Source organism: Streptomyces formicae (assembly GCF_002556545.1).
GTDB lineage: Bacteria > Actinomycetota > Actinomycetes > Streptomycetales > Streptomycetaceae > Streptomyces > Streptomyces formicae_A.
The window spans coordinates 1,517,101-1,543,344 of record NZ_CP022685.1; the positions used below are offsets into that span (position 1 = coordinate 1,517,101).

The 26,244-nt window shown below is 73.3% G+C and carries 12 protein-coding genes; 7 read left to right on the forward strand and 5 right to left on the reverse strand.

The genetic code is table 11. The features are described 5' to 3' along the window. The first annotated feature begins 3 nt into the window (after positions 1-3). The 3 genes from KY5_RS06075 to KY5_RS06085 all read left to right on the forward strand — a co-directional run bounded on the left by KY5_RS06075 (position 4) and on the right by KY5_RS06085 (position 4,281). Entirely contained in the window at positions 4-1,488 is a 1,485-nt protein-coding gene (locus KY5_RS06075; protein ID WP_098241237.1) for an FAD-dependent monooxygenase, read from the forward strand. 234 nt (positions 1,489-1,722) lie between these two features. After that, positions 1,723-3,192 (forward strand): MFS transporter, encoded by a 1,470-nt coding sequence (locus KY5_RS06080; protein WP_098241238.1) that lies wholly within the window; start codon positions 1,723-1,725, stop codon positions 3,190-3,192. 39 nt (positions 3,193-3,231) lie between these two features. Further along, a complete protein-coding gene (locus tag KY5_RS06085; RefSeq protein ID WP_098241239.1) occupies positions 3,232-4,281 on the forward strand; it encodes an LLM class flavin-dependent oxidoreductase in 1,050 nt (349 codons plus the stop codon). 78 nt (positions 4,282-4,359) lie between these two features. On the opposite strand, the gene KY5_RS06090 is transcribed toward KY5_RS06085, so the two are convergent. Beyond that, positions 4,360-4,950 (reverse strand): TetR/AcrR family transcriptional regulator, encoded by a 591-nt coding sequence (locus tag KY5_RS06090; RefSeq protein WP_234362628.1) that lies wholly within the window; start codon positions 4,948-4,950, stop codon positions 4,360-4,362. Between the two features lie 185 nt (positions 4,951-5,135). On the opposite strand from KY5_RS06090, the gene KY5_RS06095 reads away from it, so the two are divergent. The 4 genes from KY5_RS06095 (at position 5,136) to KY5_RS06110 (ending at position 11,165) form a co-directional block, all read left to right on the forward strand. After that, positions 5,136-6,341 carry an acyltransferase family protein gene (locus KY5_RS06095; RefSeq protein ID WP_098241241.1) on the forward strand — a complete coding sequence of 402 codons (1,206 nt, stop codon included), beginning with the start codon at positions 5,136-5,138 and terminating at the stop codon, positions 6,339-6,341. Positions 6,342-6,462: 121 nt separating this feature from the next. Beyond that, positions 6,463-6,957 carry a flavin reductase family protein gene (locus KY5_RS06100; RefSeq protein WP_199842950.1) on the forward strand — a complete coding sequence of 165 codons (495 nt, stop codon included), beginning with the start codon at positions 6,463-6,465 and terminating at the stop codon, positions 6,955-6,957. A gap of 54 nt (positions 6,958-7,011) precedes the next feature. After that, positions 7,012-7,848, forward strand: coding sequence for an AfsR/SARP family transcriptional regulator (locus KY5_RS06105; protein ID WP_324960405.1), 837 nt, complete (start codon positions 7,012-7,014; stop codon positions 7,846-7,848). A 362-nt stretch (positions 7,849-8,210) separates the two neighbouring features. Then, a complete protein-coding gene (locus tag KY5_RS06110; protein WP_098241243.1) occupies positions 8,211-11,165 on the forward strand; it encodes a helix-turn-helix transcriptional regulator in 2,955 nt (984 codons plus the stop codon). A gap of 61 nt (positions 11,166-11,226) precedes the next feature. Here KY5_RS06110 and KY5_RS06115 read toward each other — a convergent pair whose 3' ends face one another. Genes KY5_RS06115 through KY5_RS06130 form a run of 4 tightly spaced genes read right to left on the reverse strand, consistent with a single transcriptional unit; the run spans position 11,227 to position 26,230 of the window. After that, the gene (locus tag KY5_RS06115; RefSeq protein ID WP_098247084.1) at positions 11,227-11,433 is read right to left on the reverse strand and encodes a ferredoxin; all 207 of its coding nucleotides are present in this window, start codon (positions 11,431-11,433) and stop codon (positions 11,227-11,229) included. Positions 11,434-11,435: 2 nt separating this feature from the next. After that, positions 11,436-12,689 carry a cytochrome P450 gene (locus tag KY5_RS06120; RefSeq protein ID WP_098241244.1) on the reverse strand — a complete coding sequence of 418 codons (1,254 nt, stop codon included), beginning with the start codon at positions 12,687-12,689 and terminating at the stop codon, positions 11,436-11,438. Positions 12,690-12,691: 2 nt separating this feature from the next. Continuing rightward, positions 12,692-14,206 carry an FAD-dependent monooxygenase gene (locus KY5_RS06125; protein ID WP_098241245.1) on the reverse strand — a complete coding sequence of 505 codons (1,515 nt, stop codon included), beginning with the start codon at positions 14,204-14,206 and terminating at the stop codon, positions 12,692-12,694. 36 nt (positions 14,207-14,242) lie between these two features. Beyond that, positions 14,243-26,230 carry a type I polyketide synthase gene (locus KY5_RS06130; protein WP_098241246.1) on the reverse strand — a complete coding sequence of 3,996 codons (11,988 nt, stop codon included), beginning with the start codon at positions 26,228-26,230 and terminating at the stop codon, positions 14,243-14,245. Positions 26,231-26,244 lie beyond the last annotated feature (14 nt).

A 26,244-nucleotide genomic window follows, 5' to 3' on the forward strand; every position in this document is an offset into this window, starting at 1 on the left:
CGCATGGAACGCACTGTCGTCATCGCGGGCGGAGGCCCGGCCGGTCTGATGCTCGCCGCCGAGCTGGGTCTGGCGGGCGTGGACGCCGTCGTACTGGAGAAGCTGCCCGAACCCCCGGGCTGGTCGCGGGCGTTGGGGCTGCACTGGGGCTCCATCGAGGCGCTGAACCAACGGGGCCTCGCCGCCCCGGTCTTCGAGTACCAGCAGATCAAGTACTTCGGCTTCGGCATGCTGCGGTTCTCCGGCCTGTCGGGGGACCTGGTGCCGCGCCGGGTGCCGCAGCGGCGGATCGAGCAGCTCCTGGAGGAGCGGGTCAACGCGCTCGCCGGGGTCGAACTGCGCCGCGGCCACGCGGTGGTGGGCATGGAGCAGGACGCGGACGGCGTCACCGTGCGGGTGAGCGGCGAGGACGGCGAGTACGACATCCGCGCCTCCTACCTGGTGGGCTGTGACGGCGGCGGCAGCACGGTGCGCAAGCTGGCCGGGATCGGCTTCCCCGGCACCGCGTCCACGACCAACGGCATCACGGGCGACCTGCGGGTGCCGGTGGAGCTCCAGGAGCGGTGGGATCCACAGCTGCGCGAGCGCGGCCTCTTCGCGTACATCCCGCTGGACGGCGAGCTGGTCCGGGTCACCGCCGCCGAGTTCAGGACCGAGCCCGCCTCCCGGGACGTCCCGCCGACGCTGGCGGAACTGACCACGCTGGTGGAGCGGATCGTCGGCGAGGCGCCGCCGCTGGGCGAGGCGGTGATGCTGTCCCGGTTCGGCAGCGCGACCCGGCAGGCCGAGAAGTACCGCGAGGGCCGGGTGTTCCTGGTCGGCGACGCGGTCCACATCCACTTCCCCATCGGCGGCCAGGGCCTCAACACCAGCATCCAGGACGCCCTGAACCTGGGCTGGAAGCTCGCCGCCGAGATCCAGGGCTGGGCGCCGCCCGGCCTGCTCGACACCTACCAGGCGGAGCGGCACCCCATCGGCGAGCGGGTCTGCATGAACACCCGGGCCCAGCTGACGCTGATGGAACAGCCGCAGGAGATGACGCCGCTGCGCGAGATGTTCGGCGAGCTGCTCGCCCTCGACGAGGTGAGCGAGCACCTGATCCACATGATGTCGGGCGTGGACATCCGCTACCCGATGCGGGCGGCGGGCGACGCGACCGAGGACGCGGCACCCGAGCACCCCCTGACCGGGCTGCGCGTACCGAACGCGGCGCTGCTCACCCCGGCCGGGCCGACGGACGTGGCCCGCACCCTGCACGGCGGCCGCGGCGTGCTGTACGACCTGTCGGGCGGCGAGGCGGTGCTTCCCGACGTGTCGGCCCTGAAGAGCCGCGTCGACACGGTGGCCGCGGAGCCCGTGACGGAGATCGACGCGCCCGCGCTGCTCGTGCGCCCCGACGGCTACATCGCGTGGGCCGGTTCGCCGGAGGACGACGCGGCCGGTCTCGATGCCGCGCTGCGCACCTGGTTCGGCGCGCCCGCCGCGTGAGGCGACGGGGGTCTCCGGCAGCGGGGCGCGGGGCCTGACGCTGCCTCACATTCCCTGTCGCACCCCTGTTTTCAGGCCGGACGGGCGTACCGATTGAAAAACGTAGGCTGCCTCCGTATCGTAAACAGAGCCACCCTCCGTTTAGCGGTGGCCCGTCCGGCGGGCCTTTCGCCGTCCCCCTTTCCTGCCCGCCCGCCCGCACTACCTCGCGCCCGAATTTCACATGGAGGAACCATGTCGACTCAGTCGACAGTGGGAGCACCGGCCGGCTCCGGAGCCACCGAAGCCCCCCGACACCACCCCGGACTCGCGCTCACGGTCATCCTGGCCTGCCAGTTGATGGTCATCCTGGACGCCACGATCGTGAACATCGCCCTCCCCGACATCCAGGGCGACCTCGACTTCTCGCCGGCCAAGCTGGCCTGGGTGGTCAACGCCTACACGCTGGCGTTCGGCGGTCTCCTGCTGCTCGGCGGGCGGACCGGTGACATCCTGGGCCGCCGCAAGGTGTTCACGCTGGGCATCGTGGTCTTCACGGTCGCCTCCTTCGTGGGCGGATTCGCCACCAACGACACCTGGCTGCTGGCCGCGAGGGCGCTCCAGGGAGCCGGTGCCGCGTTCGCCGCGCCGAGCACCCTGGCCCTCCTGAACACCAACTTCGAGGGCGCGGAGCGCACCAAGGCGCTCTCCATCTACTCCGCGGTCTCCGGCGCGGGCATGGCCTTCGGCCTGATCGTCGGCGGTCTGCTCACCGACTGGCTCTCGTGGCGCTCGGTGCTCTTCATCAACGTGCCGATCGGCCTCGCGATCCTCGTGCTCGCCCCGCTCTACGTGCGCCAGCCCGAGCGGCACCCCGGCCGCTTCGACCTGGGCGGCGCGCTGACCTCCACGCTCGGCATGGTCTCGCTGGTCTACGGCTTCATCCGCGCCTCCGAGGAGGGCTGGAGCGACGGCCTCACCATCGGCTCCTTCGCCGCCGCCGCCATCCTGCTCGTCGCGTTCCTGGTCGTCGAGACCAAGGCGGAGCAGCCCATCACCCCGCTGAAGCTGCTGCTCCACCGCAACCGGGCCGCCGCGTACACCAACATGCTGCTGCTGCCCGCGACCATGTTCGCGCTGTTCTTCTTCCTCACCCAGTTCCTCCAGGAAGTCCTCGACTACAGCGCGGTCCAGACCGGTTTCGCCTTCCTGCCGATGGCGCTGACCCAGTTCGGCATGGCCCGTGCCACGCCGAAGCTGCTGCCGAAGTTCGGCCCCAAGCCGCTGCTCGTCGTCGGCGGCGTACTGGTCACCGCGGGCATCGTCTGGCTGACCCAGATCGACGCGGACAGCAGCTACGCGGCCGCCGTCGTCGGCCCGATGCTGCTCTTCGGGACCGGCTCCGGCATGAGCTTCCTGCCGCTGAACATGGTCATCCTCTCCGAGGTCCAGCCCAAGGACGCCGGTGCCGCGTCCGGTCTGCTCCAGGCGATGCAGCAGGTCGGCGCCACGCTCGGCCTCGCCATCCTGGTCAACCTCTTCGAGACCGCACGCAGGGACTCCACCCCGGCCGCGGGTTCGAGCCCCACCGAGATCAAGCACCACGTGCTCAGTGACGGCATCGCGTCCGCGGCCGTGGGCGGCGCCGCGTTCGCGGTGGCCGCGCTGCTGATCTCGCTGTTCGCAGTGAAACTGCCCAAGCCGCCCGCCAAGCCGGCCGCCTGAGGCCGCCAGGCGCCCATCGAACGGAAGCGAGCGAAGAGCATGACCACAACCCAGCCGGACGCGATACCCCTGTCGGTACTGGACTTCTCCCCCGTGGTGAGCGGGTCCGACCCCGGCCAGGCCCTGCGGGACACCATCACCATCGCGCAACACGTCGACCAGCTCGGCTACCGGCGCTACTGGATGGCGGAGCACCACAACGCCCCCAACATCGCCAGCTGTTCACCGCCGATCCTCATGGACCGGATCGCGAGCGCCACCACCCGTCTCAGAGTGGGCTCGGGCGGCGTCATGCTGCCCAACCACTCCCCGCTGGTGGTCGCCGAGCAGTTCGGCACCCTGGAGGCCCTGCACCCGGGCCGGATCGACATGGGCATCGGCAGGGCCGCGGGCACCGACCCCGTCACCGCCCGCGCGCTGCGCCGCGACACCAGCAACGACGACTTCGGCGAGCGCCTGGCCGAACTCATCGGCTACTTCGAGGGTTCGGAGCCCGGCGGCCCCGCCCTGCCGGTCTCCGCGACCCCCGCCGAGGGCAACCGGCCGCCGCTGTGGCTCCTGGGATCCAGCGGCAACAGCGCGCGTACGGCGGCCATGCTCGGGCTCCCGTTCGCCTTCGCGCACCACTTCAGCGCGGAGAACACCATCCCGGCGCTCAAGCTCTACCGGGAGAACTTCCGCCCCTCGGCCCAGCTCGACCGGCCGTACGCCATCGTTGCGGCGATCGTCATCGCGGCGGAGACCGACGAGCGGGCCGAGTACCTCGCGGGCCCCATGGCGCTCTCCTCGCTGCTCCAGCGGACCACCGGCATCACGGGCCCCTACCCGAGCCCGGAGGAGGCCGCGGCCCACCCGTACGGCCCGCAGGAGCTCCAGTACGTGCGCGAGCGCGTGGCCGCGCACCTGGTGGGCGGCCCCGAGACGCTGGAGAAGAAGGTCGCGGCCTTCCTGGAGCGCACCGGCGCCGACGAGCTGATGTCGCTCACCCTGGTGCACGGCGTCGAGGACCGCATCAGGTCCTTCGAGATCCTCGCCGAGACCGGTGCGCGGCTCGCGCCGCGCGCGGCCGCCCAGCGCGCCGCTGGCTGACCCGTAGTCCACCGGGCCCGGCAATTCCCCCGACCGGGCCCGGTTCAGCCATGCCCTGGGCCCTCGCGCCCTGGACCCTCACACCCTGGGGACGAGGCCCCACAGCGCGAGTTCCAGGAGCCGGTCCGTGCGGTCCGCGCCCGCCGGGGAGGGCCGGGAGGCCCAGGCAAGTCCGTTGACCAGCCTGAGCAGTTCGGCGATCTCGACGTCCGCGCGGATGGCGCCGCTCTCCTGGGCCCTCGCGAGGAGGGCCTCGCCCGCGGTGAGCAGGCGCCGGTGACAGTCGGACGGCTGCGCCGTCGTCTCGCCGAGCATGGTGGTCATCAGCGATCCGGCGAGCCCCCGGTAGGTGGTCGCGTGTTCGGCGATCGCCCGCAGCCAGTCCATCAGGGCCGCGCCGGGCTCCGGATCGTCGAGGCGCGCGAGCGCCTGCGCCTGGAGGCCCTCGACGGAGTCGTGGAAGACGGCTTCGAGGAGGTCGTCGCGGGTCGGGAAGTGGCGGTACAGCGTGCCGACGCCGAGGCCCGCGCGGCGGGCGATGTCCTCCAGGGACGCGTCGGTGCCGTGTTCGGCGAACGCCGCTCTGGCCGCGGTGAGCAGCCGGTCGTAGTTGCGGCGCGCGTCCGCACGCATGGGACGCCGCGCTGCGGACGTCTGAGTCGCGTCCATCGGAAGAACTCCCCTCGTCAGTGACGGCCGGCAGTCCCCGCCCGGCCCGTGACCGACAAACGGAGACCCCCTCAGCTTACGTGGTTGTTTAAGCCATCGCTAAGCCCCGCCTCAGCAGGGGCCGGGATTCTGCGCGGAAGCGAGCCAACCGCCTCGCCACGAACGGCGAAAGGGACAACACCGCCATGACAGCAACCGCTCCCGCGGCCGGCGGCAGCCGGCTGCCCACTCTCACCGGAATGAGGTTCGTCGCCGCCCTCCTGGTCTTCCTCGGTCACGCCTCCGCGCAGCACCTCTTCGCCGATCCCGGCGTGGACAGCAAGTACGCCCGGATCGTGGAGGGCGCGGGCTACGTCGGCGTCTCCTTCTTCTTCGTCCTCAGCGGCTTCGTCCTGACCTGGTCGGCGAGGCCCGGCGACACCGTCCTGAAGTTCTGGCGGCGCCGCGCGGCGAAGATCTATCCGAGCACCGTGGCGGCCGTGCTCCTGGCCTGGCTGTGCCTGAGCATCACCGACCAGGTCGTCGAGGCCGACGTCCTGGTGCCCAACCTGCTGCTCGTGCACACCTGGGTGCCGGACATCCCGACCTTCCTCGGGGTCAACGCCCCCACCTGGTCGCTGGGTTGCGAGGTGTTCTTCTACGCGCTCTTCCCGCTGCTGCTGCCCCTGCTGCGGCGGATCCCGGCCCGGCACCTGTGGACGACGGCCGTGATCGTGGTCGCCGCGATCGCCGCGCTGCCACTGGTCGCCCAACTCCTGCCCGGCACCCCGATGTTCCCGCCGCCGGTCTCGGAGTCCTTCCCGCGCTTCTGGTTCGTGTACGGCTTCCCGCCCGCCCGGACCCTGGAGTTCGTCCTCGGCATCGTCATGGCCCTGATCGTCCACTCGGGCCGCTGGATCAGGATCGGCATGGGCCCGGCCGCGCTGCTCGCCCTCGCCGCCTTCGTGGCCCTGAAGTACACCTCGATCCTCTACACGATCGTGGCGGTCAGCGTCGCCCCGCTGGCGCTGCTCGTCGCCGCGGCCGCCGTCGCCGACATCGAGGGCAGGCGCTCCCCCTTCCGCGGCCGCGCCGCCCTGTGGCTCGGCGAGGCGTCGTTCGCCTTCTACCTGATCCACCAGTTGGTACTGACGTACGGACACCGGGTGTTGGGCCTTGGCCGTACCTGGAGCACGCCGGGCGCGATCGGCATCCTGGTGCTCCTGCTCGCGGTGTCCGTCGCCGTGGCCGGAGTCCTCTACACCGTCGTGGAACGCCCCTCGGTGCGCCACCTCTCCCGCTCCCGCAAGGACCGCGCGGACCGGGCGGGGAGGCTCGGGCCCGTCGCCGCCGCCCCCGTCCCCGTCGCGCCCGCCCCCGGGGAGGAGAGCGAGGTACGTACCCCTCACTGAGTTCGTTTCACGTTGTACGTAGTTTCCCCGATGGCGACGCCATCGAGACCTGGCAGCATCTTCACCGGACGGGCTCCGCGGCGCGGCGCCCGTCCGGTGAGACATATCCCTTGGAGGAGTCTTGAATGGCTATCGACCCGTGCTGGTGGAACCCGCGCTGTTCCGCAGCGTGTTCCGTCGGCACGCGGCCGGGGTGGCCATAGTCACCGCACAGGGCGAACACCCTGTCGGCTTCACCGCCACCTCGCTCACCTCCTTGTCGGCCCAGCCGCCGCTGCTCACCTTCGGGATCAGTGCCACCGCCTCGTCCTGGCCCACCGTCAACACGGCGGGCCACGTGGGCGTCCATCTGCTGGGCGAGGAGCAGAAGCAGCTCGCCGCCACGTTCGCGCGCAGCGGTGTGGACCGCTTCGCGCCGCCCACGTCCTGGCACCCGGGGCCCGAGGGGGTCCCGGTCCTCGACGGCGTACTCGCCGTGCTGATCTGTCGTGTCGTCAGCCGCGTGCCCGCCGGGGACCACACCCTGGTCATCGCGGAGCCGGTGCACGTGCGGCACGGCGAGCCGGGGCAGCCACTGCTCTACCACGACGGCGGGTACGCGGCGCTGCGCACCTGAGCTCGTGCACACCTGAGCACCACGTCGTACAGCACCACCATCACGGATCCGGCGATGAAGGCGGATCCGCACGTCACGCGCGGCCTCGGCCGCTTCGTCTTCATCACAGGGGGATGCGAGATGCGCTACGAAGTCCTGGGCAACCTGCGAATAACGGACGGGGACGAGGTCGCCGTCCTCAGAGCGCGCAAGATCGAGCCGCTGCTCGCCACCCTGCTGATCCGCAGCGGCCAGATCGTCTCCGCGTCCCACCTGATCACCGAGATCTGGGGCGACGAGCCGCCCCGCCGGGCCACCGCCACGCTGCACGTCTACATCTCCCAGCTGCGCAAGTTCCTCACCGTGCCGGGCGCGACGCAGAGCCCCATCGTGACCCGCGCCCCCGGCTACGTGCTCCAGCTCGGCGAAGCCGCCCTCGACGTGCACGACTTCCAGCAACTGGTGCGCGAGGGACGCGGCCACGCCAAGGCCCGTCGGCACGCAGAGGCGTCCCGCGCCTTCTCCGCGGCGCTCGGTCTGTGGCGCGGCGACGTGCTCGGCGATCTGCGCGGCGGCCCGACCATCGAGAGCTTCACCACCTGGGCCGAGGAGGCCAGGCTGGAGTGCACCGAGATGCTGTTCGAGGCGGACCTGGCCCAGGGTGCCCACCGCGAACTGGTCGCCGAGCTCTACCAGATCACCCTGGAGCACCCGCTGCGCGAGACCTTCCACCGGCTACTGATGCTGGCCCTCTACCGCTCGGGGCGCACCAGCGAGGCGCTGATGGCGTACGAATCCGTGCGCGCCAAGCTCGACACCGAGCTGGGCATCACGCCCTGCCGCGCGCTGAACGAACTCCGCCAGGCCATCCTGCTGTCCGACCCCGCGCTGGACCACGCCATCGCGGCATGATTTCCCCGTTCACAAATTCGCAACCCGTTTCGGCAGGATTTCACAGTGCAGAAATATAACCTCGACAATGTCTTCCCCCACTTCAATTGCGGAGAGCTATCCGGAAGGTGAACTTCCGCATTCCACGCGGATACCCTTCTCGATCTTTGCCATTGATTTACGCTCGGGAAACCCTTAAAAGTTACACTCGAACATCACAATTCCGCTTGCCTGCGACGAGAGTTGCTCACGCCGCCCGAGCCCCGGACCTCCGGGACTCGGGCGCGCCGCGGAAGCCGGTGTTGAAGGGAGTGCAAACTGTGGTTCCGACAGATGTCGTAACCGATAATCGGGGACAGTTCTGCGATATCCGGGCTGACCAGATGTGTCAGTTCACCACCATTTTGGAGAACCTGGAAGAGACGGGCGGCCTGGTCGTCGAGTTGGCGGGCGACCCCGGCACCGGAAAGACCCGGATGCTGACGCGGTTCGCCGACGAGGCGCGACGACAGGGGTACCAGGTACTCCGCACCGGCTGCACCACCGTCACCCAGAACCATCCTTTCAGGGCGCTCGCGCAACTTCTCCACACAAACCCGGCTGACTATTCCGACACGCAGTCAGACGAATTGGTCACTCTTCTCCGCGATTTGGCGGCCGCCCCTTCCCGCGATGTCCCGGATTCTCCCCCGCACACTCCCGGCGGTTCCCGCTGCCTGATGCTGCACCGGGTCCGGCATCTTCTCCAGGGCCGTGCGAAGACCGGCCTCGTCCTGCTGATCGACGACCTCCAGTGGGCCGATCCCGGCACCCTCGAGGTGGTCGACTATCTGCTGAGCTGGCCCGTCACCGCCCCACTGCTCCTCGTCGCGGCGCACCGTCCGCGCCAGTCCGCGCTGCGGCTGCAGGACGCGCTCGGGCACGCCGTCGGACTCGGCACCGCCCGGCGGATCGACCTGCCCCCGCTCACGCTCGCCGAGAGCGCCCACCTCACCGGGCTGCCCGAGGACGGCCCCGACCTGCTAGCCCTGCACCAGGAGAGCCGCGGCAACCCCCTGTACCTGCGGGCGCTCGCGGAATCCGCGCAGCAGCCGGTGGACGCCGTCTTCGACGCCCAGGGCCTGCCGCCCGGCTGGTTCTCCAGCAGGCTCCTCGCGGAACTGGCCCAGCTCACCCCGGACGAGACCTCGATCATCTCGGCGGCCGCCATGCTCGGCGACCGCTTCGCGCTCGAGGACCTGACCGAGGTGGCCGCCATGGACCCCGATCGCGCCTGCCGCGCCTCCGCGCGCCTGAGCGAGCGCGACCTGTTCCGTCCCGCGGGCCCCGGACTCCAGCTGACGTTCCGTCACCCGCTCATGCGGCAGGTGGTGTTCGCGGATCTGGACCACTGCTGGCGGCGCACGGCCCGCGGTCACGTGGTCACCATGCGGTCCAGGGCGGGCACCCCCGCGGTGGAGCTCGCTCCCCTGCTCGAAGAGGTGCCGCCCACCTCCGGCGACGAGGACCGGCACGTGCTCGCCCAGGCGGCGGTCGAGATCATGGCCACCGACCCCGACACGGCGTGCCGCTGGATCAGGATCGCGCTGCGCGCGGTGCCCGAGGGCGGCGAGTACTCCGCCGAACGCGTCGAGCTCCTCACGGCCCTCGCCCGCGCCCAGGGACTCGCCGACGCGCCGCAGGGCGCCCTGGAGGTGAGCGACGAGATGCTCGCGCTCGTGCCCGCCGAACCACGCGCGCCCCGCGTGCGGATGGTCGTCTACACCGCCCTCCTGGACTGCTCGCTCGGCCGGCACGGGCGCGCCGACGAACTGCTCGGCGCGGAGCTGCGGCGGGTGGGCGATCCCGATACGGACGAGGAGGCGGCCCTCGCCGCCTCGCTCACGGTCGCCCGCGAACTGGTCGCCTGCGTCTCCGGAACGCTGCCGGACGCCGAGCAGTTGCGCGCCGCGGTGCGCTGGGCCCGCCGCGGCGGGGACCGCGCCGACGAGCTGGGCGCGCTGAGCCTGCTCGCCGCCCGTCAGGTGACGCTCGGTCAGTCCGCCCAGGCCGAGGCGGCCGTCGACGCGTGCGCGGGGGCCGCCGACTCCCTGATCGACGCGGAGCTGGCCGCCCACCCCGAGTATCTGGGGGTCCTCGGCTGGGCCGAGTGCATGCTGGGCAGACCCGCGGAGGCCGAGAGCCATCTGCAGCGCGGCGTCAGGCTCGCCGAGCGCTCCCACGAGACGCATCTGCTGCCCACCCTGCTCAACCAACTCGCCACCGTCCGCTACCAGTCGGGCCGGTTCGTGGAGGCCCGCGAGGCCGCGGCGAGCGCCCAGCGCGTCGCCCCGCGGACCGGCTCCTCGCACGCCGTACGCCTGGCCGCGACCCTGGAGGCGGTGGCCGCCGCGCAGACCACGCACGACGTGCGGGCGGCGAGACGGGCCGCCGAGCTCAGCGAAGCCCTGATGCCGGTGCCCCTCGGACCGCTCTCCCGCGACGGGCACTGGCACGTCTCCGCCGCGCTGTGGCTGGCCGACGCGGTGCGCGACTGCGTCCACCCCGCCCAGTGGTCGACGACGGCCATCGCCGCGTTCGGCGGGCCCCAGCTCCCCCGCGTACCGGCCTCGTTGCGGCCGCTGGCCTGCGAGCTGCTCGCGGAGGCCGCCGCGCGTGCCGGGCGCCCCGACCCCACCTGGGCGGACCGGGCGGAGGCCGTCGCGCGGCCCTCGTCGCCCGCCCACCGGGCGCACGCGCTCGCCGCGAGGGCGCACGTCCTGACGGGGCCCGACGCGGCGCGGCAGGCGGCCGACCGCTACCAGGAGGCGGCCCGTCTCTTCGCGTCGGCGGGGATGACCGGGCAGCAGGCCCGTACGCTGCTGCTCGCCGCGCCCCGGCTCGCCGAGGCGGGGCATCCCCTGCGGGCCCTCGCCCTCCTTGAGCGGGCGGACGAACTCGCCGAATGGTGCGGCTCCCTGGCCCTGCGGAAGCGCATCGTCCAGCAGCGTCTTCGGCTCCCCAAGGCCCGGCCCCAGCAGCGCCCGCCGGTGTCCCCGCCGGACGCCGTCACGGGCGCGTCCCGCGTGCCGACGGCCACGCCAGCGGTGGCGTCTCCCGCCTCGGGAACCGGTCGGGCGGTGGCCGCCGCGCGGGTCCCGGTCACCCCGCTGACCCCGCTGACCGACCGCGAGCGCCAGGTCGCCGTCATCGCGGGCACCGGGAAACGCACCCGGGAGATCGCCGAACAGCTCCGGCTCAGCCCGCGGACCATCGACGTCCATCTGACCCGGATCTACCGGAAGCTGGGCATCAACTCGCGGGCCGCGCTGGTGCACTTCATGGCCGAGACGGGCTGAGCACCGATACGGCGAGGCCGGGGCCACGGGGTGCTCCCCCGTGGCCCCGGCCCGTTCCCCGTCACCCGACGTGCGCGTCCTCGTCGAGCAGGATCGCCCGCTCGGGGCAGGCCCGCGCGCCGCGCCGGGCGGCGTCCTCCGAGCCCGCCGTGACCACGAACTCCCCCATGTCGTTGGTGCCGAGGTCGCTCACCTCGTAGACCCCTGGGGCCAGCGCGGCACACATGCCGTGGCCCATGCACAGGTCCTCTTCCACCCGGCCCTTCATGCTCACTGTCCGTCCTCCTGTCCGTCCTCGAAGACGAGGTCGAGGTTGAGCAGACCGCGGGTCGGCGAGTAGTGCCGGATCGGGCGGCTGTCCGGCGCCTGCCGGTAGGCGGGCAGGCGGGTGTGCCACTCCTCCAGGGCGATCTGGATGATGCGGCGTGCCACGTGCATGCCGAGGCAGCGGTGCGGGCCCACGCCGAACGCCAGCTGGCGGGTCGTCTCGCGCTCGAAGTTCACCTCGTGCGGGTTCTCGAAGACGTCCGGGTCCAGGCCCGACATGCCCCAGGACAGGAGCACCCGGTCGCCCTTGCGCATCGTGACGCCGTGCCGCTCCACGTCCTGGGTGACCAGGCGGCCCGTGGAGGACACCGGCTCGTGGCGCAGGAGTTCCTGGACGACGGCCGGGATCTTCTCCGGCTCGGCGACGATCAGCCGCTGGGTCTCGGGGTGCTTGCTCAGGTAGTCGAAGACCATGCTGAGCGCGGCCGTCGTGCTGTCCAGGCTGGCCAGCATGGAGACGAACAGGGCGTTGACCATCTCGTCCTGCGTCGGCGGCCTGCCGTCGTAGGTGGTGCGCAGCATCTGGCTGATGACGTCGCGGCGGCCCTCGGTGTCCTCCGCCCTGCGCCGGTCGATGGCGTCGCTGAAGAACTGCCACAGCGGCCGGTTGGCCTCGCGTAGCTCGGCGTCGGTGCGGGCGTTGGGGATGCCCTCGCGGCGCAGCCAGTTCTTGTGGTCGAGGAGCGACTTGAGGTACTCGCGGCCGATCCCGAAGTTGATGAGGAAGGTCTCGGCGGGCAGCTCCACGGCGAACTCGGAGACGAACTCGCAGGAGTCGCGCCCCTCGATCTTGGCGATGGCGTCCGCGGCCGCCTGCCGTATCTGCGGGGTGAAGTGGTTGACCACACCGGGGTTGAACAGGCTCGAAAGCGTCTGGCGCCACTTGCGGTGCTCGTCGCCGTCGAGCTGGATGGGGATCTGCTTCTCGGGGAAGATCTGCCGGTGCGGGATGGCGAGTTCGGCGCTGGAGAAGATCTCCGGGGTGCGCGCCGCCCACTCGATGTCCTCGTAGCGGGTCAGGATCCAGAAGCCGCCCGCCTCCTCGGAGCGGAAGATCGGCCCCGCCTCGCGCATCTCCTCCCAGTGGGAGACCGGGTCCTGCTGGAGCCAGGGCTGGTAGAGGCTCCAGGCCCGGGTCCGGTCCGCCAGCGAGACCGGGCACCCGGGCGCGGTCTGCTCCTGGGCTGTGTCCGTCATCTTCATTCCTTTCCTGTCGCGGGCGCGGCGGGTTCGCCGAACCAGGTCCGCAGCGCGTGTTCGAGTCCCTTGCCGTCGGAGCCGCCGTCGGCCCACGCGATGTGCCCGTCGGGGCGGATGAGCACCGCCGCGGCTCCGATCTCCGGCGCCGGGCGCGCCGTCACCGTGTCCACCCGGTCCGCCCAGCCCTCGGGCCACGCACCCGTGGCCGCGCCGTCGGTGAGGTCGACGAGCACGCCTCGGCCGCCGCGCAGCAGCGCACCGACGCTGCTGTCGCCCGCCGCCGTGCTCAGGGCGACGTCGCGGACGGGCTGCCCCGTCAGGGGGTGCGGTTCGCCCTCGACCGGGTCACCGGCGGGGACCGTGCCCTCGGGCGGGTAGCCGAAGGCTGCGGTGGCCTCCATCAGGTGCTGGTTGACCGACCCGTGGCGGGTCAGCTCGGTGAGCATGTCCCGCAGCGGCGTCATCTCGGCCAGCGGGTGCATCAGGCTCATCTGGGCCCGGGAGTGGCGGGCGACGCGCTCGCCGACCGGGCGCCGTTCGGCCTCGTAGGTGTCGAGCAGCGCGGGCGGCGCCCAGCCGCGCAGGGTGGCGGCGAGCTTCCAGCCGAGGTTGAAGGCGTCGTGCAGGCCGGTGTTGAGGCCCTGCGTCCCGGAGATGAACAGCTGGTGCGCGGCCTCGCCCGCCAGGAAGACGTTGCCGTCCCGGTAGCGCTCGGCCAGCCTCGTACGGCCGCCGTAGCGGTACGAGAAGTGGGTGGTCGCGATCTCCACCTCGCGTCCCCGGACCCTGCGCACGCTGGCGAGGAGTTCCTCGGTGGTGACGGCGCCCGCGTCGGGATCGGGTTCGGTGTCGAACTCGATGGTCATCAGACGGGTCATGCCCGGCCGCAGCGGCAGGGCGCCGAAGACCCCGGTCTCGTGCAGTCCGCTCTCGAACAAGTCGTGGTCGCCGCCGGTGAGTTCGACGTCCGCGAGCACCCCGTAGTAGCTCTTGCCGCCGCCGGGGAAGGGGATGCCCGCGATGCGGCGCACCGTGCTGTCGGGGCCGTCGCAGCCCACCAGGTAGCGTCCTTCGATCCGGTACGTCCCGTCCGCCCCGAGGACCTCGACGCTCACTCCTGACGCGTCCTGGGTGAAGCCGGTGACCTCGCTGCCCCTGCGGACCTCGACGCCGAGCTCGGTGACCCACTGCTCCAGGAGGCGCTCGGCGCGCCACTGCGGGTAGGCGTGGGTGTACTCGCGCTCGTCGACCTCGGTGAGGTCGAGCCAGAGGAACCCGAAGGGCGTGCGCGGCCAGGCGAAGATCTCCTCGGGCGCGATGCGGTCGGCGAGGCCGCGCAGTCTCAGCAGGTCGAGGGAGCGGCTGTGGATCGCCATGCCCGCCGAGAACTCCTCGATCCCCTCCCTCTTGTCCAGGACGACGGCCTGGACTCCGGCCAGCGCCAGTTCGCCTGCCAGCAGCAGGCCGGTGGGGCCGCCGCCGGCGATGACGACCCTCTCGCTCGTTTCCGTCATTCGGGGCTCCTCAGGGTGTGCGGTGGGGGTCGGCCTTCAGGAGAGGCCGAGCTCCGAGTCGATGAAGTCGAAGATCTCGTCGTCGGTGGCCCGGTCGATCACGGCGCCGACGGGCTCGCTCCCGGAGCCCGCGGCGCCGAGCGCCTCCAGGGCCTCCCGCAGCCGGGCGGCGAGCAGGTCCCTGGTCGCCGCGTCCGGTACGTCGGCTCCCGTCGCGGTCAGCCGTTCGAGTCCGGCGATGACCGACGTGACGTCGGCGGGCACGTCGGTGTCCGGGCCGCCGTCGGGCAGGAGTTCGCCGAGCAGCCGCTCCGCGAGCGCCGTGGGCGTCGGGAAGTCGAAGACGACCGTGGCGGGCAGCCGAAGCCCCGTCGCCGCGTTGAGCCGGTTGCGCAGCTCCACGGCGGTCAGGGAGTCGAAGCCGATCTGCTTGAACGCCTTGCCCGCCGACACCGCTTCGGGCCCGGTGAGCCCGAGGACGGCGGCGACCTGGCGGCGTACGAGATCGAGCAGCCGCTGCGGCCGTTCCGCCGAGGGGAGGGCCGCGAGGTCGGCGGCGAGCGAGTCCGGTGCCGCCGCGTCCGTGCCGTCGGCCGCCGAGGCCGCGCGCCGGACCGGGGCGCGGACCAGACCGCTCAGGAGCGGCGGAAGCGAACCGTCGGCGGCCTGTCGGCGCAGCGCCGGCAGGTCGAGCGGCACCGGCAGCAGGACGGGTTGGGCGGCGGCGAGCGCACGGTCGTACAGGTCGAGCCCCTGTTCCGTACTGATGGGCGCGAGGCCCAGACGGGACATGCGGGCCAGGTCGGCGTCGTCCAGGTGGCCCGTCATGCCGCTGGATTCGGCCCACAGGCCCCAGGCGAGGGAGGTGGCGGGCAGTCCCGAGGCGTGCCGGTACTGGGCGAGGGCGTCCAGGAAGGTGTTGGCCGCCGCGTAGTTGGCCTGCCCGGGGTTGCCGAGCGTGCCCGCCATCGAGGAGAACAGGACGAAGGAGGACAGGTCGAGGTCCAGGGTGGCGCGGTGCAGGTGCCAGGCGGCGGCCACCTTGGGCGCCATCACCCGCAGCACCTGTTCCTGGGTGAGGCCCGCGAGCACGGCGTCGTCGAGGACACCGGCCGTGTGCACCACGGACGTCACCGGGTGGGTGGGGTCGATGCCCGCGAACAGGGCCCGCACCGCGGCCTCGTCGGCGACGTCGCACGCCACCACGGACACCCGGGCGCCCAGCGCGGTGAGGTCCCGCTCCAGTTCCGCCGCGCCGTCCGCCGCCGGGCCGCGCCGCGAGGCGAGCACCAGGTGGCGCGCCCCGTGTTCGGCCGCCAGGTGCCGGGCCACGCGGGCGCCGAGGGTGCCGGACGCACCGGTGACCACCACGGTGCCCTCGGGGTCGGGCGGGGCGGGCAGGGTCAGGACGACCTTGCCGATCTGGCGTGCCTGGCTGAGGAAGCGGAACGCCTCGGGGGCCCTGCGGATGTCCCAGGCCGTCGAGGGCAGCGGGGCGAGCGCGCCGCTCTCGAAGAGTTCGCGCAGCTCCTCCAGCATCTCCTTGACCCGCTCGGGCCCGGCGTCCAGGACGTCGAACGCCTGGTAGCGGATGCCCGGGTAGGCGCTCTCCACCTCGGCGGCCTCGCGGATGTCGGTCTTGCCCATCTCGATGAAGCGGCCGCCGGGGGCGAGCAGGCGCAGGGAGGCGTCCACGTACTCCTGGGCCAGCGAGTTGAGGACGACGTCCACGCCCCGGCCTCCGGTCGCCTCGCGGAAGCGGTCCTCGAAGTCCAGGTCGCGCGAGGAGGCGACGCGCTCGTCGGGCAGCCCCCGGTCGCGCAGGACCCGCCACTTGCCGGGGCTCGCCGTGCCGTACACCGTCAGGCCCCAGTGTTCGGCGAGCTGGAGGGTGGCGAGGCCGACGCCGCCGGTCGCCGCGTGCAGCAGCAGGGACTCTCCCCGGCGTACCCCCGCCAGGTCCTTGAGGCCGTAGTACGCGGTGAGGTAGACGACCGGGATGCCGGCCGCCTGCGCGAAGGTCCAGCCGCGCGGCATCCGGGTGAGCACCCGCTGGTCGGCCACGGTGACCGGGCCCACGCCCTCGGGCAGCAGTCCCATCACGCGGTCGCCGGGCGCGATGCCGGTGACGCCGGGTCCTGTCTCCAGGACGATGCCGGAGCCTTCGCCGCCCGGCGGCCGTGCGTCGTTGGCCACCATGCCGAGGGCGATGAGGATGTCGCGGAAGTTGATGCCCGCCGCGCGCACCTCGACCCTGACCTCGCCCTCGCCGAGCGGCCGTGCCGCGTCCGGCGCGGGCGCGAGCCACAGGCCGTCGGGCGATCCGGTGCCCTTGCTCGCGAGCCGCCAGTGCGGGTCGTCCGAGGGCGCCGCGAGCAGGTGCCCGGTGGCCGCCCTGCCGAGCCGAGGGACGAGGAACTCTCCCTTGCGTACGGCGAGTTGGGGCTCTCCGCTGTCCAGGGCCGCGTGCAGGTCCGCCGCGTCGAGCGGCTCACCGTCGAGGTCGATGAGCAGGAACCGGTCGGGGTTCTCCGACTGCGCCGAGCGCAGCAGCCCCCACAGGGAGGCGCCCGCCAGGTGCCGCACGTGGTCGCCCGCTCCGGTGGAGACGGCGTCGCGGGTGGCCACGACCAGGGTGGTGGCGGCAAGGCGCGGGTCGGCCAGCCAGCTCTGGAGCAGGCCGAGGAAGCGCGGGACGATGGTCTGCGCCGTGTCGGCGGGCCCTTCCTCGGTGTCGATGTCGCTGTCGAGGCCGTTCGCGGCGGGCACGGCGGTGACCAGCAGGGCGCGGGGCGCGGGGACACCGGCCTCGATGCCGTCCTGGAGGGCGAGGAGGCTCTCGTGGACGGTGACGGGACGCTCGGCCGCGCGGAGCAGTCCCGCGCTGTGGCCGCCCAGGAGCGCGAGGGCTCCCCGCACGGCGCCGGACGAGGCATCGGCCCCGGTGTCGGCGGGCAGTTGGGCGGAGACCCACTCGGTGTGCAGCAGCCCGTCGTCGCCCGTGGTGCGGGCCGACGCGACCAGCTCCGCGAGGTCGGCGGGGCGTACGGCGAGGGCTTCCACGGCGGCGACAGGGGCGCCGCTCGCGTCGGCCGCGCGCAGGGCGACGGTGTCCTCGCCGGTCCTGGTCAGCCGCACGCGCAGCAGGGAGGCCCCCGCCGCGTACAGCCGTGCCCCGCTCCAGCTGAAGGGGAGGCGGACCTGCCATGCGGCGTCCGAGCCCTCGGCGGGCGCGCCGTCGAGGGCGAGGGCGTGCAGGGCGGCGTCGAGGAGCGCCGGGTGGAGCCCGAACCGCTCGCCCTCGCCCCGCACGTCCTCCGGCAGGCGCACCTCCACATAGGTGTCGTCGCCGTCGCGCCAGGCGGACTTGAGGCCCTGGAAGACGGGTCCGTAGACGTAGCCGTGGCGTGCGAGCCGCTCGTACACGTCGTTCAACGGGTACGGTCGCGCGTTCGGCGGCGGCCAGGCCGTCAGGTCGAATCCCGCGCCCTGACCGGCTGCGCCGGGTGCGAGGACGCCGGTGGCGTGCCGGGTCCAGCCCTCGCCCGCCACGGGCTCGTCGTGGTGTTCGCGCGAGTGGATGTGGACGGCGCGGGCCCCGGTGCCGTCGGCCGGGTCGACGGCGACCTGGAGGTCGTAGGAGGCACCGGCCGCGAGGATCAGCGGCGCCTCCAGGGTGAGGTCCGCCAGTTCGTCGGCGCCGACGTGGCCGCCCGCGTGCAGCGCCAGTTCGAGGAGCGCGGTGCCGGGCAGCAGCACGGTGTCGAGCACCGCGTGGTCAAGGAGCCAGGGGTGGGTGGTGGTCGACACGCGGCCGGTGAACAGCAGTCCGGCGCCGGACGCCACCTCCACGGCGGCGCCGAGGAGCGGGTGGTCGGCTGCGTGCTGGCCGAGCCCTGACGCGTCGCTGATGGTGGTCTCGGGCTCCAGCCAGTAGCGGCGGCGCCGGAACGCGTAGGTGGGCAGGTCGACGCGGCGGTGCGGCGCGCCGCCCCCGGGGATGGTGCCGGGCCAGTCGGCCGGGCCGCCGCCGGTCCACACGGTGGCGAGCGAGGTCAGGAACCGGTGGGCGGTGCCCTGGTCGCGGCGGAGCGTGCCGGTCGCGGTGGCGGGGGTGCCGGTGGACTCGATGATGTCCTGGAGGCCGACGGTGAGCACGGGGTGCGGGCTGGTCTCGACGAACCGGGTGTGGCCGTCCTCGACGAGCCGCCGCGCGGTCTCCTCGAAGCGGACCGTGTGCCGCAGGTTGCGGTACCAGTAGTCGGCGTCGAGCGTGGCCGTGTCGACCGGCTCCGCCTCGACCGTCGAATAGAAGGCGATCGGGGCGGACTTGGGCGTGATCCCGGCGAGCTGGTCGAACAGCGTCTCGCGCAGGGCCTCGACGTGCGGGTGGTGCGAGGCGTAGCTCACGGGGATGCGGCGGGCCCTGATCTCCCGCTCGGAGCAGTGCGCGAGCAGTTCGTCCAGGGCGTCGGCCGCACCGGAGACCACGGTCGCGCCGGGACCGTTGACGGCGGCGATCTGCACGTCGCCGCGCCACGGTCCGATCAGCGCCTCGGTGGCGTCGGCCGCCAGGGGTACGGACACCATGCCGCCGGTGCCTTCGAGCACGGTGATCGCCTTGCTGCGCAGCGCGGCGATCCGCGCGGCGTCGGCGAGGTCGAGCGCGCCGGCGACGTACGCGGCGGCGATCTCGCCCTGGCTGTGGCCGAGCACGGCGTCCGGCTGGACGCCGTGGGCCTGCCACAGTCGTGCGAGCGAGGTCATGACCGCGAAGAGGGCGGGCTGGACGACGTCGACGCGGTCGAGGCCGGGTGCGCCGGGGGCCTGGGTGACGAGGTCGCGCAGGCTCCAGTCGGTGTACGGCGCGAGGGCGTCGGCGCAGGCGTCGATGTGCTCGCGGAAGGGGGTCGACGTGGCGTAGAGCGAGGCGGCCATGGCGGGCCACTGCGAGCCCTGGCCGGGGAAGACGAAGACCGTGCGGCCGCCGATGGCGGTGGCCGCGCCGGTCACCACCGAGGCGCTGTCCTCGCCATCGGCGAGCGCGCCGAGCCCGGCGATGAGGGAGTCGCGGTCCTCGCCGAGGACCACGGCGCGGTGTTCCAGGGCGGCGCGGTCCTTCGCCAGGGCGTACGCCACGTCACGGATCCCCGCGCTCTCGTCCTCGGCGAGGAACTCGCGGAGCCGTTCCGCCTGTTCGCGCAGCGACGCGTCGTCGGCGGCGGAGAGGATCCAGGGCACGACGGGCGCGGAGTCCGTGGGCTCGGGGTCGGCGTCCGTGTCGGTCTCGCTCGCCTCGGGGGCCTGCTCGACGATCACGTGGGCGTTGGTGCCGCTGACGCCGAAGGAGGAGACGCCCGCGCGCCGGGGACGCCCGTTGTCCTCCCAGGGCCGGGCCTCGTCGATGAGCGAGACGGCCCCCGCCTCCCAGTCCACGTGCGGCGAAGGAGCGTCCACGTGCAGGGACTTGGGCAGCACGCCCTCTCGCATCGCCATGACCATCTTGATCACACCGGCGACACCGGCCGCGGCCTGCGTGTGCCCGATGTTCGACTTCACCGAACCCAGCCACAGCGGCCGCTCCGCCGGACGGTCCTGCCCGTACGTCGCGATGAGCGCCTGCGCCTCGATCGGGTCACCCAGCGTCGTCCCCGTACCGTGCGCCTCGACGACGTCCACGTCACCGGGTTCGAGGCGCGCGTTGGCCAGCGCCTGCCGGATCACCCGCTGCTGGGAAGGCCCGTTGGGGGCCGTGAGGCCGTTGCTCGCGCCGTCCTGGTTGGTGGCAGTGCCACGCAGCACGGCGAGCACGGGGTGACCGTTCTTGCGCGCGTCGGAGAGCCGCTCCAGGACGAGCAGACCCACGCCCTCGCCCCAGCCGGTACCGTCGGCGGCCGCCGCGAACGGCTTGCACCGGCCGTCCGCCGACAGCGCCTTCTGACGGCTGAACTCGATGAACGTCAGCGGCGTCGACATCACGGTCACACCGCCCGCGAGCGCGAGCGTGCACTCGCCCTGCCGCAGCGCCTGCGCCGCCAGGTGCAGCGCCACGAGCGACGACGAGCACGCGGTGTCCACGGAGACCGCGGGGCCTTCGAGGCCGAAGGTGTACGAGACGCGGCCCGATGCCACGCTGCCCGCGCTGCCGTTGCCGAGGTAGCCCTCGAACCCTTCGGGGGCTCGGCCGGAAAGACGCGATCCGTAGTCGTTGTACATCACGCCCGCGAACACGCCGGTGCGGCTGCCGCGCAGTCCCGCCGCGTCGATGCCCGCGCGCTCGAACGCCTCCCAGGCGGTCTCCAGGAGCAGCCGCTGCTGCGGGTCGGTGGCGAGCGCCTCGCGCGGCGAGATCCCGAAGAACTCCGCGTCGAACTCGGCCGCGTCGTAGAGGAATCCGCCGTGCCGCGTCAGGCTCGTGCCCTCGCGGCCCGACTCCGGGTCGTAGAGGGACTCCACGTCCCAGCCGCGGTCCTCGGGGAACTCCCCCACCGCGTCCACGCCTTCGGACACCACCCGCCACAGGTCCTCCGGCCGCCGCACCCCACCGGGATAACGGCACGCCATCGACACGATCGCGATGGGGTCGTCGGCGGTGTCCGCCGACACCACCACCGCGGCGCGCGGGGCGGCGGAGCCGACCGACTCCTCGACGAGGTGCCGGGCGAGCGCCGCGGGGCTCGGGTGGTCGAAGACCAGGGTGGCGCTCAGCCGCCTGCCGGTCAGCGAGGCCAGGGTGTTGCGCAGTTCGACGGCCATCAGCGAGTCGAAGCCGAGGTCCTTGAAGGCGCGGTCGGCCTCGATCGCGGCCGGTGTCGCGTGGCCGAGCGTGGCCGCGACGGCCGTACGGACCAGGTCGAGGGCCGTGCCGTACCGCTCGGCCGCGGGGAGCGCGAGCAGGCGCTCGGCCCAGGCGGAGCCGCCGCCCGGTGCCGCCGCGGCGACGGCGCGCCTGGCCCTCGCGCGCACCAACCCACTGAAGAGGGCTGGAAGTTCGCCGCTCGTCGCCTTGGCCCGCAGGACCGCGTGGTCCAGGCGCGTGGCGACGAGCAGGGGGTGGGGCGCGGTGAGCGCGGTGTCGAGCAGGGCGAGCCCTTGCTCGGTGCTCAGGGGGGCGAGTCCGAGCCGGGAGACCCGGGCGAGGTCGGCGTCGGCCAGGTGTCCCGTCATGCCGCTGGACTCGTCCCACAGGCCCCACGCCACCGAGGTGGCGGGCAGCCCGGACGCGTGCCGGTGCTGGGCGAGGGCGTCCAGGAAGGTGTTGGCGGCGGCGTAGTTGGCCTGCCCCGCGTTGCCGAGGGTGCCCGCCACCGAGGAGAAGAGCACGAAGGCGGCGAGGTCGAGGTCCAGGGTGGCGCGGTGCAGGTTCCAGGCGGCGGCCACCTTGGGCGCGAGGACGCGGCGCAGCTGTTCGGCCGTGAGTCCCGCGAGCACGGCGTCGTCCAGGACACCGGCCGCGTGCACCACGGCCGTCACCGGGTGGGCGGGGTCGACGCCCGCGAACAGGGCGTCCACCGCGGTCGCTTCGGCCGCGTCGCAGGCCACGACCGAGACCGTGGCGCCGAGGCCGGTGAGCTCGGCCACCAGCTCGGCGGCGCCCTCGGCGGCGGGGCCGCGCCGCGAGGCGAGCACCAGGTGGCGCGCCCCGTGCGCGGTCACCAGGTGCCGGGCCACCCGGGCGCCCAGGGTGCCGGACGCGCCGGTGACCACCACGGTGCCCCTGGGGTCGGGAGCGGCCGCCACGAGCTCGGCGTCGACGCCCGCACGGGCCAGCCGAGGAGCGAGGAACTGGCCGTCCCGCAAGGCGAGTTGGGGCTCGCCGATAGTCAGCGCGCGGCGCACGGCGTCGGCCACGTCGCCCGCGCCGGACCCGGCACCGAGGTCGAGCAGGGTGACGCGCCCGGGGTACTCCGACTGCGCGGTGCGCGCCAGGCCCCAGACCGGTGCCGCCGCGAGATCGCCGATGTCCTCGCCGTCCCGTACGGCGAGTGCGCCCCGGGTGACGACCACCAGGCGCGTCTCGTCGAACCGCTCGTCCGACAGGAGGAGCTGGAGCTGCTCCAGTACGCCGCCGGTCACGTCGTACGCGGACCGCGGAACGTCCTCGGTGCCTGCGCCGCCCACGGTCAGGAACAGCACGCCGGGCAGCGGCGCGGCGCCCTCGGCCGTGTCCGTCACCGTGGTCCACGGCTCGGGCGCACCGGTCTCCGCGACGGGCTCGTCGGGCTCCCGCACCGCCGTCCACTCGACGCGGAACAGCGCGTCGTCGGCCGCGCTCCTGCCGCGTACGAGATCGTCCGGTGCGACGGGACGGACGGCGAGCGTCTCGACCTCGGCGACCCGGCGCCCCTCGTGGTCGGTCAGGTTCAGCGCCACCGCGTCGTCGCCGGTCCTGGTCAGGCGCACCCTGAGCGTGGTCGCGCCGGTCGCGGCCAGCCGCACGCCGTGCCAGGCGAACGGCAGCCGTACCGAGGCGTCCGAGGTGCCGAGCGCGGCCGCGAGCGGGTGCAGGGCGGCGTCGAGCAGAGCGGGATGGATGCCGAAGCGGTCGGCGGACTCGGCGGCGTCGGCGGGCAGCCGGACCTCGGCGTAGAGGTCGTCGCCGCCGTCGGCGCGCCAGAGCGCCGTGAGGTTCTGGAACTCGGGCCCGTAGTCGTACCCCAGGGCGGCGAGCCGGTCGTAGAGGCCGTCGACGGTCTCGGCGCGCGCCCCTGCCGGTGGCCAGGTTGTCGGGTCGGCGTCGGCGGTTGCGGCGGCCTCAGCCGTGATGACGGGAGCGCCGGTGACGAGCGTTCCGGTGGCGAGGAGCGTCCACTCCTCGTCCGCGCCCTGGGCGTCCGTGGGCCTCGCGTGGCAGGTCAGCGCCCTGCGGCCGCCGTCGTCCGGCGCGCCGAGCACCAGTTGGAGCTGGACGGCGCCCTGCTCGGGCAGGACGAGCGGGGCTTGCAGGGTGAGGTCGTCGAGCGTGTCGCAGCCGACCTGTTCCCCGGCGTGCAGGGCCAGTTCGACCAGGGCGGTGCCGGGCAGTACGGGATGGCCGCTGATCGCGTGGTCGGCGAGCCACGGGTGGGTGGCGAGGGAGAGCCGGCCGGTGAGCAGCACGCTGTCGTCGGCGGCGAGGGTGACGGCCGCGCCGAGCAGCGGGTGCCCCGCGGCGTCGATGCCCGCGGTGACCAGGTCGGCGGTGCCCGCGGCAGGGGCGAGCCAGTACCTGCGGCGCTCGAAGGCGTACGTGGGCAGGGCGGCCGCCGTGTCCCGCGCATCGGCGGCGCCCGGCCTGTCGAGGGCGAACGCGGCGCCGCTGGTGTGCAGTCGGCCGAGTGCGGTGGTGAAGCTCTCCGGCTCGGGGTGGCCCGAGCGCAGCGTGGCGACGGCTGCGGAACCGGCACCGGAGCCCGCGTCGGCGTCCCCGTCCAGGTGCCGCAGCGTCTCCAGGGCGGCGGCGGTCAGCACGGCGTCCGGGCCGAGTTCGAGGAAGCGGGTGACCCCGTCGGCGTGCAGCGCGGTGACTCCGTCGTGGAAGAGCACGGGGCACCTGATGTGCTCGGTCCAGTAGTCGGGGCTGGTGAGCTGCTCCGTGGTGGCGAGCTTGCCGGTGACGTCGGAGACGACGGGGACGGTCGGCGCGGCGTACGTCACGGTCGCGGCGGCCGCCCTGAACTCGTCGAGTACGGGCTCCATGTGCGGGGAGTGGAAGGCGTGCGAGACCGCGAGTTCCTTGGTCTTGGCGCCCTGGTCGGCGAAGATCCTGCCGATGGCCCGCACCGCCTCCGCGTCACCGGACACGACCGTCGAGGCGGGCCCGTTGACCGCGGCGATGGACACCAGGTGCTCCTGGCCTTCGAGGTGCGGCGCGATCTCCTCGGGCGCGGCGGCGACGGCGAGCATGATGCCGCCGGTGGGCGCGGACTGCATCAGCCGGGCGCGGGTGGCCACCAGGCGTGCGGCGTCGGGCAGTTGCAGCACGCCCGCGAGGTGCGCGGCGGTCAGCTCGCCGATGGAGTGGCCGATGAGCACGTCGGGGGCGGCGCCGTGGTGGGTGAGCAGCGCGTGCAGCGCGGTCTGGAGGGCGAAGAGCGCGGGCTGGGCGTACCGGGTCGTGTCGAGCAGCGCGGCGGCCGGAGTGCCCGGCTCGGCGAAGACGACGTCGCGCAGGGGGTGGTCGAGGTGGGGGTCGAGATGGCGTACGGCCTCGTCGAAGGCGCGCGCGAACACCGGGTGTGCGGCGTGGAGTTCGCGGCCCATGCCGGGGCGCTGGCTGCCCTGCCCGGTCAGCATCCAGGCCGTGCGCCCCTCCGACGCGTCCGTGACGCCCCGGGCGACGCGGGGGTGCGGGGCACCGGCGGCGAGGGCGTCGAGCGCGGCGCACGCCTCGTCGTGGTCGCGGGCGGTGACGGTGGCGCGGTGGGTGAAGTGGGTGCGCGCGGTGGCAAGGGCGTGGGCGGTGTCGCCGAGCGGTACGTCGGGCGTCGCGCGCAGATGGGCGGCGAGCCGTTCGGCCTGGCCGCGCAGCGCGCCTTCGGTACGGGCCGACAGGGCGAGCAGTTCGGGCAGGTCACCGCGCTCGGCGACGACTGCCTGTTCGGCGGCGTCCGTGGGCTCGGCGTCCCCGGCGTCGGCCTCGGCGTCCGCGTCGGTCTCGCTCGCTTCAGGTGCCTGTTCCACGATCACGTGGGCGTTGGTGCCGCTGATCCCGAAGGAGGAGACACCCGCGCGGCGCGGATGCCCGTTGTCCTCCCAGGGCCGGGCCTCGTCGAGGAGCGAGACCGCGCCCGCCTCCCAGTCCACGTGCGGCGAAGGAGCGTCCACATGAAGGGACTTGGGCAGCACACCCTCACGCATCGCCATGACCATCTTGATCACACCGGCGACACCGGCCGCGGCCTGCGTGTGCCCGATGTTCGACTTCACCGAACCCAGCCACAGCGGCCGCCCCGCCGGACGGTCCTGCCCGTACGTCGCCAGCAGCGCCTGCGCCTCGATCGGGTCACCCAACGTCGTCCCCGTACCGTGCGCCTCGACGACGTCGACCTCCGACGGCTTCAGCCGCGCGTTGGCCAGCGCCTGCCGGATCACCCGCTGCTGCGAGGGCCCGTTGGGCGCGCTCAACTGGCTGCTGGCACCGTCCTGGTTGACGGCGGTGCCGCGCAGCACGGCGAGCACGGGGTGACCGTTCTTGCGCGCGTCGGAGAGCCGCTCCAGGACGAGCAGACCGGCGCCCTCGCCCCAGCCGGTACCGTCGGCGGCCGCCGCGAACGGCTTGCACCGGCCGTCGGCGGCCAGGCCCTTCTGACGGCTGAACTCCACGAAGGTGGAGGGGGTGGACATGACGGTGACGCCGCCCGCGAGCGCGAGCGTGCACTCGCCCTGCCGCAGCGCCTGCGCGGCCAGGTGCAGGGCGACCAGGGACGACGAGCACGCCGTGTCGACCGACACGGCAGGGCCTTCGAGGCCGAAGGTGTACGAGACGCGGCCGGACGCCACGCTGCCCGCGCTGCCGCTGACCAGATAGCCCTCGAAGCCCTCGGGGGAACGGCCGAAGAGCCGCGAGCCGTAGTCGTTGTACATCACGCCCGCGAACACGCCGGTACGGCTGCCGCGCAGGCTCCCCGGCTCGAGACCGGCCCGCTCGAACGCCTCCCAGGCGGTCTCCAGGAGCAGCCGCTGCTGCGGGTCGGTGGCGAGCGCCTCGCGCGGCGAGATCCCGAAGAACTCCGCGTCGAACTCGGCCGCGTCCGCCAGGAATCCTCCGTGGCGGGTGTAACTGGTGCCCTCGTGCTCGGGGTCGGGGTCGTAGAGGGACTCCACGTCCCAGCCGCGGTCCTCGGGGAACTCCCCCACCGCGTCGACGCCTTCGGACACCACCCGCCACAGGTCCTCCGGCCGCCGCACCCCACCGGGATAACGGCACGCCATCGACACGATCGCGATCGGCTCCTTGTACTCGCTCAACCTCCGGCGTGCCTGGCGCAGATCGGCCGTGGCGCGCTTGAGGTAGTCGCGAAGGCGCTCATCGTTGTTCGTCATTCGACGCGTACTCC